Raw genomic sequence first — 16,623 nt, forward strand, 5'->3', positions numbered from 1 at the left:
AGGAAGCCTAGGGGCACCCGGCGGCCGGTTGCGGCCACGAGTGTGGTCTCGAACACACTTCGGGGCAGAAGTGCAATGTCACACAGCACAGCTCGGGGGAGTCATCCAGGGAGGCGAAACCCCCAATGAAGCGGAGTGTTGTCGCGGTCGCGCTGGTCAGCGGACTGGCGGTGTCGGGTTGCGGGCAGGGATTGCTGGGCGGGGACGACAAGGAGGACAAGGGCAACATCCTCATCGGGATGGACATCCCGCTCTCGGGTGACAGCGCGGAGATCGGGCCGTACATGAAGAACGGCGCGCAGCTGGCGATCGACGAGATCAACGGCAAGGGCGGGGTGCTGGGCGGACGCAAGCTGGAGCTGCGAGCCGAGGACGACGCGTGCGATCCCAAGACGGCGGTCGCGGCGGCCAACAAGCTGGTGTCGGCGGGCGTGAAGGTCTCGGTGAGCGGCTACTGCTCGGGCGCGACACTGCCGACGTTGCCGGTGTTCGACCGGGCGAAGATCCCGATGATCATCCCGGTGGCCAACTCGGCGGAGCTCGCGGCGCAGAAGCTCAAGCATGTCTTCATGATCAACGGCACGGGCGACCAGCAGGCCGCCGCCGCGTTCACGTGGCTGAAGAAGGACGGCGCCACCAAGGTCGCCGTGATGCACGACAACACGTCCTATTCCAAGGACATCGCGGACCGGACAGCGGCCGCACTGGACGCGGCAGGGGCACCGGACAAGAGTTCCGTTGAGGCCATCACGCCCAAGGAGACCGACTTCTCGGCAGCGGTCACGAGCGTCCTCAAGGGCAAGCCCGACTACATCTACTTCACCGGCTACTACGCCGAGGGCGGGCTGCTCATCCGGCAGTTCAAGCAGGCGGGCTACAAGGGCAAGTTCCTGGTCGGCGACGGTTCCGTGGCCGACAAGCTCGCACAGGTCGCCGGTGGCAAGAACGCCGAGGGCGTGTACGCGACGATGACCCCGACGCCTGCCACACTGCAGGGCGCCGAGGGCTGGATCGCGTCGTACAAGAGCAAGTTCGGCGCCGCTCCAGGCCCGTACTCGACGCAGGCCTACGACGGGATCCGGCTGGCGGCCGAGGCGATCACCAAGGCCGACAGCACCGACAGCGACAAGATCGTCAAGGCGCTGGAGGGCATGAACGGCTTCAAGCTCTTCAGCGGGCCCCTGAAGTTCACGCCGCAGCACACCATCGTCGGCGGCTTCGAGATCCAGGTCGTCAAGAACGGCACGTTCGTCCTGCAGGAGAAGTTGCCGTGAGCGCAGCGACCAAAAATGAGCAGAGCGCGCACATGGCTCGCGCGTTCGACGAGCCGCCAGGCGAGGAGATCGTGTGAGCCAGCTCGTCTGGAACGGGTTGTTCGTCGGGTCGTTCTACGCGCTGGTCGCGCTGGGCTACAGCATGGTCTACGGCGTGATCAAGCTGCTCAACTTCGCGCACGGCGACCTCTACATGCTCGGCGCGTTCTCCGGTTTCGCGATGCTCGGCGCGATGGGCGGGCTCGTGGAGTCGCACTCCCTGCTCGCGTTGCTGCTGGTGCTGATCGCGACGATGGCGGTCACCGGGATGGGCGGGGTCGCGCTGGAGCGGCTGGCGTACCGGCCGCTCCGGGGCGCGCCGCGGTTGTCGCTGCTCATCACGGCGGTCGGCGCGTCATTCGTGCTGGAGTACGGGATGCGGATCATCGCCGGGCCCAATCCGCGCGTCTACCAGGTGCGGCTCGGCGGCACCACGCTGCACGTCCTGGGCGCGCGGATCACCGTCCAGCAGCTGGTGCTCGTCAGCATCGCGGTCGGGCTGATGTTCGCGCTCAACTGGCTCGTGATGCGCAGCCGCCAGGGACGCGCCATGCGGGCGATCGCGCTGGATCCCAAGGCCGCGCAGCTCATGGGCATCGACGTGAACGCGGTCATCGCGCGCACGTTCTTCATCGGCTCGGCGCTGGCGGGCGCGGCCGGCGTGATGGCCGGTGGCTACTACGGGAAGATCGACTTCCTGATGGGCTTCATCATCGGGCTCAAGGCGTTCACCGCGGCCGTCATCGGCGGCATCGGCAACATGCAGGGCACGATGCTCGGCGGCCTGGTCCTGGGGCTGCTGGAGTCGTTCGGCACCGACCTGCTGGGCGGCGAATGGCGGGACGTGTTCGCGTTCGGCTGCCTGATCGTCTTCCTGACCGTGCGGCCCACCGGCCTGCTCGGCGAACGAGTGACGGAGCGCGTATGACGGACGGCGCGCAGATCGAGAACGGGCCGCCCGCCGGGAACGGGCCGCCGGTCAAGCACGGGCCGCCGGTCAAGCCGGTGCGCGGGCGCGGGCCGTCCATCGTCACGCGGCTGATGGAGACCCGGTATCTGGGCTGGATCGGCCTCGGCATCGCGCTCGGCGCGCCGCTGATCATCGCGACGCCGTACGCGCTGAACGTGATGACCAGCGCCGCGATCTTCGTGATGCTCGCGGTCGGCCTCAACATCGTGGTCGGCTACTGCGGGCTGCTCGATCTCGGATACGCCGCGTTCTTCGCCGTCGGCGCGTACACCGGCGGGATCCTGGCGTCCGAGCTGGACATCCCCTTGATCGCCACGCTGCCGGCCGTGCTCGTGGTGACGGTCGTGGCGGGCATCGTGATCGGCGCGCCGACGCTGCGGCTGCGCAGCGACTACCTGGCGATCGTGACGCTCGGCTTCGGCGAGATCATCCGGATCTGCGCCAACAACCTGGACGTGACCGGCGGACCGTCGGGGATCTACGGCATCCCGGGGCTCTTCGGCGACGACGTCCTCACCGAGCCCGCCGCGTTCTACTACGTCACTGTGCTCATCGTGGCGGTCGCGGTGCTGCTCGCGGCCCGGCTCGGGCGGTCGCGGCTGGGCCGGGCGTGGCGGTTCGTGCGCGAGGACGAGGACGCGGCGGAGGCCATGGGCGTCCACACGTACAAGGTCAAGCTCGCCGCGTACATCGGCGGCGCCGTGTGGGGCGGGATGGCGGGCGTGCTGTTCGCCGCGCACCTGACCGCGATCTCGCCGCCGAGCTTCACGTTCCTGTGGTCGGCGCTGGTGCTGATGGCCGTGGTGCTCGGCGGGATGGGGTCCACACCCGGGGTCGTCATCGGCGCGGTGTTCATCAGCCTGGCCCCGGAGTTGCTGCGCGACCTGGCCGACTACCGGTTCTTCGTGTTCGGGGTCCTGCTGATCCTCGTGATGATCGTCCGGCCACAGGGGTTGTGGCCGCACCGGTCGCAGGAGACCGCGCGCACCGCCGCCCGTTCGAAGGAGCCCGTGGGATGAGCGAGCAGAGCATGACCCTGCTCCAGGTGACGGATCTGCGGCTGTCGTTCGGTGGCGTACGCGCGATCGACGGGCTGTCGTTCGAGGTGGACGCGGGCGAGATCGTCTCGGTGATCGGGCCGAACGGGGCGGGCAAGACGTCCGCGTTCAACTGCGTCACCGGCTTCTACAAGCCGACCGGCGGCAGCGTTCTGCTGGACGGGACGCCTGTCACGGGCCGGCGCCCCGCCGTGATCGCCGCCCTCGGCGTCTCGCGCACGTTCCAGAACCCGCGGCTCTTCGCCGAGCTTTCAGTGCTCGACAACGTGCGCGCCGGGACACATCTATGGCTGCGGCAGAGCGTTTTCGACGCGCTGCTGCACACACCGCGTTACCGCCGCAGCGAGCAGGAGGCGACGGACGAGGCGCACCACTGGCTGGACTTCGTGGGCCTGCGCGGTGAACGGGCCGGGCTCGTCCGCAACCTCCCGTACGGGGAACGGCGCCGCGTCGAGATCGCCAGGGCGCTGGCGCGGCGGCCGAAGCTGCTGCTCCTCGACGAGCCGGCCGCCGGGCTCAACCACACGGAGAAGACCGAGCTGCTCGACCTCATCCGGCGTATCCGCGGGCTCGGCACCGCGATCGCGCTCATCGAACACGACATGGGCCTGGTCATGGAGGTGTCCGAACGCGTGGTCGTCCTGAACTTCGGCCGCGAGATCGCCGTCGGCGGCCCGGCCGAGGTGCGCCGCGACCCGGCGGTCGTGGAGGCCTACCTGGGCCGCGACGCCGACGAGGACGAGCTCGCCGCCGCCCGCGAGCAGGTACGCGGTGGACGCGAGGAGGTGCGCGGTGAAGCCGGCTGACGAAGACGACCAGCCCCAGCGGGACACGACCGACCAGCCCCCGCAGCGCACGACGGACCAGGCCCTACTGGACGTGAGCGACCTCGACGTTCGTTACGGCGGGGTGCGGGCCCTCCGGGGACTCAGCATCACGGTCGGCGAGGGCGAGATCGTCGCTCTGCTAGGTAACAACGGCGCAGGGAAGACCACGACGCTCTCAGCCATCTCCGGCCTCGTCCGGGCCACGGCCGGGCAGATCACGCTCGGTGGACGCGATCTGACGAAGTCCACCGCGCCGAAGGTGGTCGAGGCCGGCGTGATCCACGTTCCGGAGGGCCGCCGGATCTTCAGCCTCCTCACCGTCCACGAGAACCTCCAGCTCGGCGGTCACCTCGTCCGGGACGGACGCGAGCTGCGGCGGCGCATCGACCAGGTGTACGAGCTGCTGCCACGCCTGGCCGAGCGGCGCGGGCAGCAGGGCGGGACGCTCTCGGGCGGCGAGCAGCAGATGCTGGCCATCGGCCGCGCGCTGGTGGCACGGCCACGGCTGCTGATGCTGGACGAGCCGTCCATGGGCCTCGCACCGCTGATCGTGACCGCCGTGATGGACGTGATCCGCGACATCAACGCCGCCGGATCGGCCGTCCTGCTCGTCGAGCAGAACGCCAAGGCCGCCCTCAAGATCGCGCACCGGGGCTATGTGATCGAGAACGGCGCGACGGTGCTGCACGGCACGGCCGCCGAGCTGGCCGAAGACTCCCGCGTGGTGGAGGCCTACCTGGGCGGTGTCTGACCGGGCACCTTGAGCGAGGGGAGCGGGGCCATGCCGGGAGGTCAGCGCGGCAGACCGCGTGGCGAACGTGTGGCATCGCGAGCCGAACCAGCCACGCCGGGACGCGAGCGGCCCGCGCCTGGAGGTGAGTGAGGCATGCCGAAAGGCGAGCGTGCCACGCATGGGCGGGGACAGAGCGTGCCAGGACGGGGACGAGGCACGCCGGGGCGGGGCACGCCGGGGCAAGACGAGCCGAACCTGCCCGATCTCGGTGCGCGGCGGAACGTGCGCGAACGGATCGCCGACGCGCTCCGCGCCGCCTTGGTGGCGGGGGAGATGCGGCCGGGCGTCGTCTACTCGGCTCCCGCGCTCGCCGAACGCTTCGGCGTCTCGCCCACTCCGGTGCGCGAGGCGATGCTCGACCTGGCCAAGGAGGGCCTGGTCACGGCGGTGCGCAACAAGGGTTTCCGGGTGACCGCGCTGTCCGAGCGCGATCTGGACGAGATCACCGACGTGCGCGCGCTGATCGAGGTGCCCACGATCGGCCGGGTCGCCGCGTCCGTTCCCGCCGAGGTGCCGATCACGGCCGTGCGTGAGCTGCGTCCGCTCGCCGAGGCCATCGTCACCGCCGCCGAGCGCCGCGACATCCTGGCGTACATCGAGGCCGACCATGCCTTCCACCTGGATCTCCTAGCCTTGGCAGGCAACGCTCACCTCATCGGAGTGGTGCGGGATCTGCGGCACCGCTCCCGTCTCTATGGCGTGCCGTCCCTGGCCGAACGCGACGAACTGGTGCCGTCGGCCGCCGAGCACCTCGAACTCCTCGACCACGTCGCCGCCGGTGACGCGGCCGCCGCCATGGCGTTGATGCGCCATCACCTCCGGCACGTGCGCGGAATCTGGGCCGCCCGCCTACCGTGACCCTGTCGCCGGCAAGTTCTCCGAAGAGGAGCGACGTCCCGTAAGACGCGGGTGCCGCCCGCTGTGCCGTCTCATCGTCCGCCGCCGTCACCCGACCGCCCTGGAACGAGTGGACGTCGACCACACCTTCCAAGACGCGCCCCCGTCCCGTCCCGTCCCGTCCCGTCCCGAGAGCGTGACCGGTCCGAGCGTCTGACCAACCGGAGCCGCGTGATCAACCTGCCCGTGTGACCGGCTTGAGCGGCGCGGCCCGCTGCCGCGGGCGGTTGTCAGAAACCGAAACGGCCCCCGGAACTCCGGGGGCCGTTCATCACGCGAGAGTGCTGCCGATCAGTGGTTGCCGTTGAGCTTGGCGATCCGGTTCTCGTACATCCTGAGGACCTCGGCGCGGGCGGAGTGCTTGCGCTCGTACTCGCGCAGCAGCTTCACCTGGTCGACCGAGAGGCCCCGCAGGCGGGCGCGAAGCTGCGGCAGCGTTGCCTCGTCGTAGTTCGGGACCGGCAGGTCGGCGGCGATCTTCTCCACCTCGGCCTGCGCTGCGGGTTTGGCCTCGGGCTTCGGCTCGAACTCGGGCTTGACCTCGGCGGCGGGCTCGGGTTTCGGCTCGACCTCAGCGGCAGGCTTGGCCTCGGCTGCAGGCTTGGCCTGGGCGGCGGGCTCAGCGGCGGGCTTGGGCTCCCCGGCGGGCTTGGCCTCAGCCGCGGGCTTGGTTTCGGTGGAGGGCTTGGGCTGGGCAGCAGGCTTGCGCTCAGTGGTGGGCTTGGCCTGAGCGGCGGGCTTGGGCTCAGTGGCGGCGGGCTTCGCCTCAGTGGTCGGCTTGGCCTCGGTAGCGGGCTTGGCCTGCGGCTTCGGCGCGGGTGCCGCCTGCGGCTTGCCGACCGCGATCTCCGAGCCGCCGGGGCTCACCGTGGCCTTGGTCCGGGCGGGGGGCTCGGCCACCGCGGTACGGGACCTGGCCGGTGCGGGCTCGGGCTCCTCGGTGCCGCGCACCCGTTCCACCACGTGGCCCACGACCAGGACGGCGGTGTGCTGGACGTCGTCGCGAAGCCTGCCGAGCACGGGCTTGACGCCGCCGCCCTCGGTGATCTCCTTGTAGTCCTTGGTCACCCGGTCGCTCAGCAGCAGCGCCCGGCCGACGCCGAACATGGCCAGCCGGACCGCGTGCAGCGGGAGGTCACGGACCTGTTCGCCCACCGTGTCCTGGACCTGCTGCTTGATGCGGCGCGGCGATTTCACCATTGTTCTCCATCTCCCTGCTGTCCTGATCACCGGACTCGGTCGATTCGGCACCGTCTGTCAATCACACTTTGCCGCATGGGTGCGAATCCGGTCACCCCGGCTTAATGGATTTCTGTCCAAGAGGGCGTGGAGTGGGTCACATTGCGGGCTTCATCAGAGCTTTGGCCACAGGACCTCCGGGTCCGGCAGGGTGATGGAGGACGCGGTGCGGGACGCCTGGGACGCCTCGTACGATAGGGGCATGACCTCCTCCACCCAGCGCCGTGTCCTGCTCGCCAAGCCGCGTGGTTACTGCGCCGGTGTCGACCGCGCTGTCGAGGCTGTCGAGATCGCTCTGCAGAAGTACGGGGCGCCGATCTACGTGCGCAAGCAGATCGTCCACAACGTGCACGTGGTGAAGACGCTGGAGGAGAAGGGCGCGATCTTCGTCGACGAGACCGAGGAGGTGCCCGAGGGCGCCATCGTGGTCTTCTCGGCGCACGGGGTGGCCCCCGTCGTCCATGAGGAGGCCCGCGGGCTGAGCCTGAAGACGATCGACGCGACCTGCCCGCTGGTGACCAAGGTCCACAAGGAGGCCGTACGGTTCGCCAAGGACGACTACGACATCCTCCTGATCGGCCACGAGGGCCACGAGGAGGTCATCGGCACCAGCGGCGAGGCTCCGGACCACATCCACCTGGTGGACGGCCCCGACGACGTCGCCAACGTGAAGGTCCGCGATCCCGAGAAGGTCGCCTGGCTGTCGCAGACCACCCTGTCGGTGGACGAGACCCTCGCTACGGTCGCCAAGCTGCGTGAGCGGTTCCCCAAGCTGATGGACCCGCCCTCGGACGACATCTGCTACGCCACCCAGAACCGGCAGGTCGCCGTCAAGGAGATGGCCGCTCAGTCCCAGCTGGTCATCGTGGTCGGCTCGACGAACTCCTCCAACTCGGTGCGCCTGGTCGAGGTGGCCAAGGAGCACGGCGCCGACAACGCCTACCTGGTCGACTACGCCGAGCAGATCGACCCCGCCTGGCTGGAGGGCGTCGGCACGGTCGGCGTCACCAGCGGCGCCTCCGTCCCGGACGAGCTGGTGCAGGGCGTGCTGGCCTGGCTGGACGAACGCGGCTACGGCGGCGTCGAGGAGATCGAGTCAGTCAAGGAGAGCATGCGGTTCGCCCTCCCGCACGAGCTCCGCAAGGACCTCCGTTCCGCCTGATCGGCGTCCCCACCTGATCGTCACCCCGTCCGGCTTCCGCCGGGCCGTCCCGCCCGCGTGGCTTCGTCCGGGTCGTCTCGTGGGCCTGGCTTTCGACGGATCGTCCCGCCTGCTGGTGGTCCCGCCGGTTGTCTCCGTGCGTCCAGGCCCCGCCGGGTTGTCCGTCTTGCTCAGTTGTGGAGCGAGTGATCTCGGGCCCTGCGTGCGGGTCAGTCGACCTCGCTGTGGGGGAGTTCTTCCTTGCGGGCGTGGCGGCCTTGGGTGCGCGTCGCGGGCGGCGCGGAGGGCGTGTCGTCCCAGCGGACGGGGTCCTCGTTCTCCTCCTCCTCGAAGAGGCGGCTGCCCGCGAGCTTCGTGCGCAGTTCCCTGAACGCGGTGACGAGGCCGCGCGGGATCCCGATGGCGATCACCAGGACCGTGCCGAGGAACAGCCAGGGAGCGGTGCTCGCCAGAGTGGTGAGCAGGCCGACGGTCACGCCGCGCAGCAGCGAGCCGTGACCGGCCGTGGTCACCAGCTCCGCGATGAACGTGACGGCGAAGAAGACCAGCGGCGGGCTGACGGCGAGCGTGAGCAGGTCGGCCGGGCGGGTCGTGAACGCGGCGAGCACGCAGCCGGCGGCGAACGCGAGGCCCGCCATGATCTCCATGTCGAGCCAGCGGGCGAACAGCGCCCCGAGCAGCCCGGTGCCGAAGACGACGACGATGCCGCCGCGTCCGGTGAGGGCGATCGGCCCGCCGCCGGCGGCGGAGCGCGGAGCGCCGCCCTCACGTCGCACAGATCCCCCCGAGGCCGGCGAGGCGTCGCCCGACGCGTCGCGTACCGATGTACTCATTGCCATCTCTCCCTGCGATCAATCTGCTCGGGGATGGCCCGTCCGCCGAAACTTACCGGTTCCGCGGCGGAGCCGGGTCGGTGCCGCTCGTCGTCGGGGGCGTGATCGTCGGAGCCCTCGGGCGCGGCCTGGGATCTGTTGGCGAGCTCGTCCAGACGTTCCCTCTCCCTGGCGGTGAGCTCGTCTTCGGACAGTTCGGCCGCGGAGGGGGAACGAGGGCTTTCCTCGATAGGGCTTGGGCCGTCCAGCGTGGTTTCCACTACGCCCAGTTCGTTCAGCTTGCGCGCGCTGACGAGCACCCGCGTCTCCAGGGAACCCACGGTCCGGTTGTACGACTTGACCGCGTTCGTGAGCGACCGGCCGAGCTCGTCCACGTGCTGGCCCATCGTGCCGAGCCGCTCGTACAACTCCTTGCCCAGTTCGAACACCGCGCGCGCGTTGCGTGAGAGCGCCTCCTGCTGCCAGGCGTACGAGGCGGTGCGCAGCATGGTGATCAGCGTCGTGGGCGTGGCGATGTGCACGCGGCGGCTCATCGCGTACTCCAGCAGGCCGGGGTCCCGTTCGAGCGCGGGCGCCAGGAACGCCTCGCCCGGGATGAAGAGCACCACGAACTCGGGCGCGGGGCTGAAGGCCTGCCAGTACGACTTGGCCGAGAGACGTTCGACGTGGTCGCGGAGGTGCCGGGCGTGCGCGTCCAGGCGTACCGGCTCGCCGGTCTCGGCGGCCTGCAGGTAGGCGGCCAGCGACACCTTCGAGTCGACGACGATGTTCTTGCCGCCGACCAGCCGGACGACCATGTCGGGCCGGACGGTGCCGTTCTCGCCCGCGGCGCTCGCCTGCTCGTCGAAGTCGCAGTGGTGGGTCATGCCCGCCAGCTCGACCACCCGGCGCAGCTGCAGCTCGCCCCAGCGGCCGCGCGCCTCGGGACGCTGCAACGCCCGGACGAGCGTCTGCGTCTCGGCTCGCAGCTGATCAGAGCTCTGCCGGACGAAGTCGACCTGCCGGGCGAGCATCGCATGGGACTCGCGGCGGCCGGTCTCGACCTCGCGAAGCTGCTCTTCGACCTTGGCGAGGGTCTCGCGGAGCGGCGCGACCAGGTGCTCGACGGCGAGCTTGCGGCGTTCGAGCTCGCCCGCCGCCTCGACCCCGGCGGCCTTCAGGCGCGCGTCGGCGAGTTCGAGGAAGCGCTGGTTGCTGGCGTCCAGGGCCTTGGACGAGAGGTTCTCGAAGTGCTCGGCCATGCGCTCCTCGGCGTAGGCGAGCTTCTCCTCGGCGGCCTTCGCCCGCGCGATCAGGGCGCCCTGGCGCCCGGTGGCGAGCGCGAAGCCGATCACCACGCCGAAGACCACCCCGATGGCGAGGCCGGCGAGCAGCGCGAGATCCATCCGCTCATCGTGACAGTGGACGCGGGGAGTGCCCGCGCGACGCGCCGGAACGGGCCCCGGCGCCGTCCACGGAGCCGCGTCCGAGAGAGGTCGGGCGGGCCCATAAACTTGACCGCCGTGAGCCTCTCCATCGGAATCGTTGGGCTGCCCAACGTCGGCAAGTCCACCCTGTTCAACGCGCTGACCAAGAACGACGCGCTGGCCGCGAACTACCCGTTCGCGACCATCGAGCCCAACGTCGGCGTGGTCGGGGTGCCCGACCCGCGGCTGGCGGGACTGGCCGGGGTCTTCGGCTCCGCGAAGATCATCCCGGCGACGATCGAGTTCGTCGACATCGCCGGCATCGTCAAGGGCGCCTCGGAGGGCCAGGGCCTGGGCAACAAGTTCCTGGCCAACATCCGGGAGACCAGTGCGATCTGCCAGGTCATCCGGGCGTTCGACGACCCCGACGTGACCCACGTCGACGGCGACGTCGCCCCGTCCCGCGACATCGAGACGATCAACACCGAGCTGATCCTCGCCGACCTCCAGACGATCGAGAAGGCCCTGCCGCGCCTCGAGAAGGAGGCCCGCACCAAGAAGGACAAGGAGCAGCTCGCCGTCGTCGACGCGGTCCAGACCGCGCAGCAGATCCTGAACGAGGGCACCACGCTCTTCGCCGCCGGCGACAAGGTCGACCTGAACCTCCTGCGCGAGCTGCACCTCCTCACCGCGAAGCCGTTCCTCTACGTCTTCAACCTGGACGAGGAGGAGCTCGGCGACGAGTCGCTCCGCGCCAAGCTCCGCGAGATCGTCGCCCCCGCCGAGGCGATCTTCCTGGACGCCAAGATCGAGTCCGAGCTCATCGAGCTCCCCGACGACGAGGCCCTCGAACTCCTCCAGGGGCTCGGCCAGGAGGAGTCGGGCCTCTCCCAGCTGGTCCGCATCGGCTTCGACACCCTGGGCCTCCAGACGTACCTGACGGCCGGCCCCAAGGAGTCCCGCGCCTGGACGATCCGCAAGGGCGCCACCGCCCCCGAGGCCGCCGGAGTCATCCACACCGACTTCCAGCGCGGCTTCATCAAGGCCGAGATCGTCTCCTACGACGACCTCATGGCAGCCAAGTCCATGGCCGCCGCCCGCACGGCAGGCAAGGTCCGCATGGAAGGTAAGGACTACGTCATGCAGGACGGCGACGTGGTCGAGTTCCGCTTCAACGTCTGACGCTCCCCACGCCCTCTCCTGGCCCGCTCCAGGCGTTCGCGGGCCTCGCCAAGCCCTCCGTGGTGTCGCTGGCGGTCGTAGATCTCGCCAGCGGTTCTGTGGAGTTGCCAGGCGGTCCGTGGGGTTGCCTAAGGGTCTCTGGCGTCGCCAGCTGATCCGTGGCCTTCCCAGCGGTCTGTGGCGTCGCCGGGCTGTCCAAGGCACCCCGGCGGTCCACGGGGCGTTGCCGGGTTCTCCATGGCGCCCCGGTAGTCCCCCATGGGGCGGTGCCGGGCGTCCGGGCGTTGCCAGGCGGTCTGTGGGCGTCGCTGGTGCGCCACGTTTGCGTGCCTTGCATGGTCGTCGCCGCTTACCGTTTTCATGCGCCGTCGACGCGTGCCGTCGGGCGGCCCGTCCGCTGCCGAGCGTCCGTGTGTCTCGCGCGGGCGCCGTTGACGTCGGCGTGTACCCGGCCGTCTGTGTCACGTATGCGTAGCTGACCCGTCCGGGGCGGATTCCGGCTGGCTGCCGTGCTCGTCCGTGCTCGTGCGGACGACGGCCGTGTGGGCCCTGACGTGCGACGTCTGTGCGAGGCGGTGGCCCATGGCCCCCGCGTGCCGGGTGCGATTTGCCCGCAGCTGTGGGCTCGTTCGGGCTTTGGTGGGACGGTGTTCGAGTTGAGGGTTTTGCACCCTGGGTGGCGGGTGGAGTACGTGGCGTGTCGAGTGGTTTGTCCCAAAAGCGACACAATGCCGGATTCGATGGGAAAGAGATGTCGTCCTAGCCGGACATCTCGTCGGGAAGCAACTGCCGTGGCGGAGCACTTGTGTGGATAGGAGTGCGACGCGTCTTTCGCCCCGATGGACAGGGGATCGTCACCGTTTGGCAATCTTTCCGGTTCCGACTGGGGTGGATTGCATTATCCACAACCGCGTGCCGGGGGTGTGCTTCGCCGCGATGCGCTGGAACAATTGACGCTCGTGGTTACCCTGGGCCTGTGGTGGGGTCCGGAATGACCCGTACTGCACACGACAGGACAAGAGGACGACGCGCCGACCGGGGGCGAGGCGCGAGCGGAGGCGTGATGGCTCGCAGGTCGGCCGTGGGACACGGCCGTGAGACCGCTGTTGTCGAGGAGGCCCCTGCGGCCGGCCTCGGCCTCGATCCGTCCGCCGACCCTTGGGACGCTCCAAAGCAGCGGCGCGGCGGGGGCGGCGGCCGGAGCGGCGGTCGCTGGGGCGGCTCGGGCGGACGCTGGTGGGTCTGGGTCGGGCGCGCGATCCTGTGGGCGGTCATCCTCGTCATCCTGGTCAACGGCATCAGGGCCCCGTTCGAACGCTTCACCGCGAACGAGTCCGGATCCACCGAGACGTCCAAGCCCGGCAAGGCCGCGCAGTTCCCGAGCAGTGGCGCGAGCGCCTTCGCGATGCAGTTCGCGACCGTCTACCTCAACTACGACCAGAAGACGGCGGCCGCGCGTGAGAATCAAATGCGGGCGTTCATCGCCGACGACGCGGAGGGCCAGTTCGGCTGGAACGGCGTGGGAACGCTACAGGTTCAGTCGGTGCAGGTCGCCGGAGTGGACGCGCGGGACGCCAACAATGCGACCGTGACCGTCCTCGCCCGCAACCAGGACAAGTGGTTCCGGCTCGCGGTCCCGGTCTACGCCAAGGACGGCGCGCTGGTGATCTCCGGTCGTCCCGCACTGCTGCCGCCGCCCGCCCGGGCGACCCTCCCGCAGGCCGGTGTGCGCGACCGCGACCAGGCGCTGGAGACCGAGCTGCAGCCGGTGCTGGGCCCGTTCTTCCAGGCCTACGCCAACGGTGACCCGGCGGCGCTGGCACGCTACGCCGACGGCAAGGCGCTGTCGGGGCTCGCCAACGCGGTCACGTTCGTCGAGGTCAGAGAGGTCGTCGCGCCCAAGGGCGCGGCGGGTGAACGTACCGTGACGGCGACGGTGGTGTGGCAGATCCCCGGCAGTGCCGGCGGCAACGGCGGCGCGCTCGAGCAGGCCTATCAACTCGACATGGTGAAGAAGGGCGCGAACTGGTTCGTAAGAGACATCCGCGGCACGCCCGGGCAGGGCGCATGATGAGAGGCCGCGACGTGAGACGTCCCCGGGGTCTGGTCTTCCCCTCACATCCCGCCGACCTGGAAAGGTAGTGGTCGATGCTGCACCACATCATGGCGTCGATTCCGCATGAGGTCTTGGCGGCACCGAACGACGAACTCAAAACCGATGACCTCGCCGACTTTCTGCGGCAGTTCTTCGGTCCGTTGTTCTTGGTGATCGTGTCCATTGTGGCGATATTTTTTCTGTTCACCCGCGAGATAACGCGCTTCGTGCAATTCATCGTTCTGGCGATCGGAATCGGGGTGGTCTTCTACGTGCCCAACATCATCGAGACCATGGCCAAGGCGATCGCCAAGGCCTTGGGGGTGGAAGCGTGACCTGACCCCCGGATGGCGGACACCGAGGTCGGGACGGCCCTGCCAGGGGCCGCGGCAGGCGACGCTGTGCTTGCACAGTTAGGGGAGTAGGGGCGTGGATCTACCCACGTACACGAACATATGGCGCATTGAAAAGAGGCTCTACAAGCTGTACGACCTGCGGCTTCCGATGCCTCTGCCGCTGGTTCAGATCGGCGTGTTCGCCGGTGTGTTCGTGCCCTGGATCCTGCTGCTCTTGTTCGTCGGGATCCCGTTCGAGACCCCCTGGCACGTGCTCTACATCGTGCCGCCCGGCGTCCTGACCTGGCTGGCCACCCGTCCGGTCATCGAGGGCAAACGCCTGACCGAGCTGATGATCTCGCAGGGGCGGTACGTGGCGGAGCCGCGCACCTGGTGCCGGCTCACGCCCATCCGGGAGCCGCGCGAGGTCGTCATCGTCGCCCGCGTCTGGCGGCGCCCCGAGGCCCCCGCCCCGGTGGCCGTGCCCGAACGCGCCGCCGTCAAGTCGCGCCGCAAGGCCCGCAAGGCGCAGAAGGCCCAGCCGGTCGTCCAGGAGGTCACCGTTCCCACGGCGGCCTCCCTGCTGCCAGGCCCAGCCATGGTCGACGCTCCGCAGTCGCTGGCCGAGTACGCGGCGGCGCAGCAGGCGAACGTCCACCACGTCCCACCGGCCCAGCCGGTGCTCCCCGTCCTCCACCCTCAGCAGGTCGCCGCGGCGGCTCCCGCCCCAGAGCCCGTCGGCATGCTCGGCACAGAGGACGACGTGCGCGTCGCAGGACCGGCGCCCGAACGCACCCCGGTCCCCAAGCCGTGGCGCCGCACGACCCGTGAGATCGCACACGAAGACGACGTCCAGGTCGTGGCACAGCAGACCGCCGACATCGAACATCCCCCGGCGACGCCTCAACTCGAAGTCCCGCCCGCGGCGGAGCCGGTCGGCTCAGGCAAGCGCGCCCTCGCCTCGGGTGTACGGCGACCAGGCGCGGCAGCGGAGTTCTGGAAGGCCATCGCCGAGCCCGCCGAGCCGCAGCCCGGCGAGGCGTCCGCAACCCGTCCCGACATCCCCCAGCCTGCCGCCACCAGGCCCGACATCCCCATGGTCCCTGGCGCCTTCGGCACGGGCGACGCCAAACAGGGCCATGAGGAAGGCCCCGCCGAGCCGGATGGCCAGACCCCCGCCGACCATGCGCAGCCCGACGCACCCGCCAGCGAATCCCCCGCAACCGGAACGCCAAGCACACATGCACAGCGCAGCAGGGGATGGCCCGGCGCAGTCCCCTGGCCGAACCGCGGACAGCAGCCTCAAGGTGCGGATGCGTCAAAGGCCCAGAGCACCCAAGAGCCAGATCAGGTTCCGCAGCGCAGCCAGCAGGACGCGCCAAAGCCGCAGCCTGACCAGGCGTCGCAGCCACTTCGGGAGCATGCGGCAGACCCGCAGGCCAGTCAGATTTCGCAGCGGGGTCACGCGGCGCAGTCGGCTCAAGGCGCCGAGGGTGAGTCTGAGCCGCAGGTGCAGGACGCGCCGGTTGGCCACGCGCAGGAGCCAGATCAGGCTCCGCAGTCTGGGCAGCAGGGTGTGCCAGAGTTGCAGCCCGGGCAGCGCTCGCAGGCGGCGGTGTCGGGTCAGAGTGTTCAGGCTGGGCCTGGGGCGCAGGTTGGTCCTGAGCAGGCGCGGCAGCCAATCCGCGAGCGCGCAACGGATCCGCAGGCTGGACAAACTCCGCAGCCTGGCCAGGCGGCGCGGTCGGGTCAGGGCGCTCAGGCTGGGTCTGGGGCGCGGGTCGGTCCTGAGCAGGCGCGGCAGCCGCTTCGGGAGCGTGCGGTAGAACCGCAGGCCGGTCAGTCGCCGCAGCGCGGTTACGCGGCAGAGCCAGCTCAAGGTGCCGAGGGTGAGTCTGAGCCGCAGGTACAGGACGCGCCGGTTGGCCACGCGCCAGAGCCAGATCAGGCTCCGCAGTCTGGGCAGCAGGGTGTGACAGAGTCGCAGCCCGGGCAGCGCCCGCAGGCCGCGGCGTCGGGTCAGGGGGTCCAGGCCGCGGGTGGGCAGAGGGCTCGGTGGGGTGAGGATCCGCGGGGTGGCCGGGATCAGGCGTCACGTCGGCAGGCGGCGGCTGGTCCGGAGCAGTCGGCTGAGGATGCGGAAGAGCCGCGGGTGTCGCGGTGGGGGCAGGATCCGCAGCTTCGCCGGGATCAGGCCGGGCGGCCGGAGGACGTGCCGGCGCCGCAGGCCGACCGGGACGCGGAGGCCGGGGCCAGGTCACAGGTTGGCCAAGCACCGCAGTCGGAACAGACGGCGATGCCTGGCCGGGGCGAGAATGTGCCAGGGCCGCGGGCTGGTCAGGACCGACAGCCACAGGAGCCGGAGTCGGGGGCTCAGCGGGAGCGTCAGTGGGGGCAGCAGCCTCGTTGGGGGCAGGGAGTGCAGCCGCAGGCTGGTTCGGGGGAAGAGACCGGAAGTGAGACGCCCGCTTCGCGGCGGGAGCCGCCCAAGCCCTGGTCCAAGGGGCTGTCCA

15 protein-coding genes and 1 pseudogene are annotated in these 16,623 nt (G+C 70.0%); 11 read left to right on the forward strand and 5 right to left on the reverse strand.

The genetic code is table 11. The features are described 5' to 3' along the window. Positions 1-125: 125 nt before the first annotated feature. The 6 genes from ACGFNU_RS41845 to ACGFNU_RS41870 all read left to right on the forward strand — a co-directional run bounded on the left by ACGFNU_RS41845 (position 126) and on the right by ACGFNU_RS41870 (position 5,819). Positions 126-1,274 carry a branched-chain amino acid ABC transporter substrate-binding protein gene (locus ACGFNU_RS41845; protein ID WP_392602186.1) on the forward strand — a complete coding sequence of 383 codons (1,149 nt, stop codon included), beginning with the start codon at positions 126-128 and terminating at the stop codon, positions 1,272-1,274. A 73-nt stretch (positions 1,275-1,347) separates the two neighbouring features. Beyond that, entirely contained in the window at positions 1,348-2,241 is an 894-nt protein-coding gene (locus tag ACGFNU_RS41850; RefSeq protein WP_392602187.1) for a branched-chain amino acid ABC transporter permease, read from the forward strand. Further along, a complete protein-coding gene (locus ACGFNU_RS41855) occupies positions 2,238-3,302 on the forward strand; it encodes a branched-chain amino acid ABC transporter permease (RefSeq protein ID WP_392602188.1) in 1,065 nt (354 codons plus the stop codon). The genes ACGFNU_RS41850 and ACGFNU_RS41855 overlap by 4 nt, the downstream gene beginning before the upstream one ends. After that, positions 3,299-4,147 (forward strand): ABC transporter ATP-binding protein, encoded by an 849-nt coding sequence (locus ACGFNU_RS41860; protein WP_392602189.1) that lies wholly within the window; start codon positions 3,299-3,301, stop codon positions 4,145-4,147. Before ACGFNU_RS41855 ends, ACGFNU_RS41860 begins: the two co-directional genes overlap by 4 nt. A 67-nt stretch (positions 4,148-4,214) precedes the next feature. Further along, positions 4,215-4,919, forward strand: a complete 705-nt coding sequence (locus ACGFNU_RS41865) for an ABC transporter ATP-binding protein (RefSeq protein WP_392602446.1) — start codon at positions 4,215-4,217, stop codon at positions 4,917-4,919. A gap of 177 nt (positions 4,920-5,096) precedes the next feature. Further along, positions 5,097-5,819, forward strand: a complete 723-nt coding sequence (locus ACGFNU_RS41870) for a GntR family transcriptional regulator (protein WP_392602190.1) — start codon at positions 5,097-5,099, stop codon at positions 5,817-5,819. Positions 5,820-6,149: 330 nt separating this feature from the next. Here the strand turns inward: ACGFNU_RS41870 and ACGFNU_RS41875 are convergent, their stop codons facing one another. Beyond that, positions 6,150-7,058: a hypothetical protein gene (locus ACGFNU_RS41875; protein WP_392602191.1), complete on the reverse strand. Its 909-nt coding sequence runs from the start codon at positions 7,056-7,058 to the stop codon at positions 6,150-6,152. A 241-nt stretch (positions 7,059-7,299) separates the two neighbouring features. Between ACGFNU_RS41875 and ACGFNU_RS41880 the strand changes: the two genes are divergently transcribed. Next, entirely contained in the window at positions 7,300-8,259 is a 960-nt protein-coding gene (locus ACGFNU_RS41880; RefSeq protein WP_392602192.1) for a 4-hydroxy-3-methylbut-2-enyl diphosphate reductase, read from the forward strand. A 209-nt stretch (positions 8,260-8,468) separates the two neighbouring features. Here ACGFNU_RS41880 and ACGFNU_RS41885 read toward each other — a convergent pair whose 3' ends face one another. Continuing rightward, entirely contained in the window at positions 8,469-9,092 is a 624-nt protein-coding gene (locus tag ACGFNU_RS41885; protein ID WP_392602193.1) for a DUF6542 domain-containing protein, read from the reverse strand. Next, positions 9,089-10,477: a DNA recombination protein RmuC gene (locus ACGFNU_RS41890; protein WP_392602194.1), complete on the reverse strand. Its 1,389-nt coding sequence runs from the start codon at positions 10,475-10,477 to the stop codon at positions 9,089-9,091. The genes ACGFNU_RS41885 and ACGFNU_RS41890 overlap by 4 nt, the downstream gene beginning before the upstream one ends. Positions 10,478-10,594: 117 nt before the next feature. On the opposite strand from ACGFNU_RS41890, the gene ychF reads away from it, so the two are divergent. The 4 genes and pseudogenes from ychF to ACGFNU_RS41910 form a co-directional block, all read left to right on the forward strand. Beyond that, complete coding sequence (gene ychF, locus ACGFNU_RS41895) at positions 10,595-11,680, forward strand: redox-regulated ATPase YchF (protein WP_392602195.1); 1,086 nt, start codon at positions 10,595-10,597, stop codon at positions 11,678-11,680. A 1,063-nt stretch (positions 11,681-12,743) separates the two neighbouring features. Continuing rightward, complete coding sequence (locus ACGFNU_RS41900) at positions 12,744-13,751, forward strand: conjugal transfer protein (protein ID WP_392602196.1); 1,008 nt, start codon at positions 12,744-12,746, stop codon at positions 13,749-13,751. Positions 13,752-13,828: 77 nt separating this feature from the next. Next, positions 13,829-14,110, forward strand: a complete 282-nt coding sequence (locus tag ACGFNU_RS41905; RefSeq protein WP_392602197.1) for a hypothetical protein — start codon at positions 13,829-13,831, stop codon at positions 14,108-14,110. A 94-nt stretch (positions 14,111-14,204) separates the two neighbouring features. Further along, positions 14,205-14,450, forward strand: a pseudogene (locus ACGFNU_RS41910) (conjugal transfer protein); the annotation flags it as partial. On the opposite strand, the gene ACGFNU_RS41915 reads toward ACGFNU_RS41910, so the two are convergent. Further along, complete coding sequence (locus ACGFNU_RS41915; RefSeq protein WP_392602462.1) at positions 14,387-14,680, reverse strand: hypothetical protein; 294 nt, start codon at positions 14,678-14,680, stop codon at positions 14,387-14,389. The pseudogene ACGFNU_RS41910 and the gene ACGFNU_RS41915 overlap by 64 nt on opposite strands. A 748-nt stretch (positions 14,681-15,428) precedes the next feature. Beyond that, positions 15,429-16,040 carry a hypothetical protein gene (locus ACGFNU_RS41920; RefSeq protein ID WP_392602463.1) on the reverse strand — a complete coding sequence of 204 codons (612 nt, stop codon included), beginning with the start codon at positions 16,038-16,040 and terminating at the stop codon, positions 15,429-15,431. Positions 16,041-16,623 lie beyond the last annotated feature (583 nt).

This window comes from Spirillospora sp. NPDC048911 (assembly GCF_043198015.1).
Classification (GTDB): domain Bacteria; phylum Actinomycetota; class Actinomycetes; order Streptosporangiales; family Streptosporangiaceae; genus Spirillospora.

Bases quoted from the DNA above. Each gene is read 5' to 3' on its own strand.
- ACGFNU_RS41890 (WP_392602194.1), bottom strand. From the start codon at position 10,477: ATGGATCTCGCGCTGCTCGCCGGCCTCGCCATCGGGGTGGTCTTCGGC.
- ACGFNU_RS41860 (WP_392602189.1), top strand. From the start codon at position 3,299: ATGAGCGAGCAGAGCATGACCCTGCTCCAGGTGACGGATCTGCGGCTG.
- ACGFNU_RS41885 (WP_392602193.1), bottom strand. From the start codon at position 9,092: ATGAGTACATCGGTACGCGACGCGTCGGGCGACGCCTCGCCGGCCTCG.
- ACGFNU_RS41900 (WP_392602196.1), top strand. From the start codon at position 12,744: ATGGCTCGCAGGTCGGCCGTGGGACACGGCCGTGAGACCGCTGTTGTC.
- ACGFNU_RS41880 (WP_392602192.1), top strand. From the start codon at position 7,300: ATGACCTCCTCCACCCAGCGCCGTGTCCTGCTCGCCAAGCCGCGTGGT.
- ACGFNU_RS41855 (WP_392602188.1), top strand. From the start codon at position 2,238: ATGACGGACGGCGCGCAGATCGAGAACGGGCCGCCCGCCGGGAACGGG.
- ACGFNU_RS41875 (WP_392602191.1), bottom strand. From the start codon at position 7,058: ATGGTGAAATCGCCGCGCCGCATCAAGCAGCAGGTCCAGGACACGGTG.
- ACGFNU_RS41845 (WP_392602186.1), top strand. From the start codon at position 126: ATGAAGCGGAGTGTTGTCGCGGTCGCGCTGGTCAGCGGACTGGCGGTG.
- ACGFNU_RS41905 (WP_392602197.1), top strand. From the start codon at position 13,829: ATGCTGCACCACATCATGGCGTCGATTCCGCATGAGGTCTTGGCGGCA.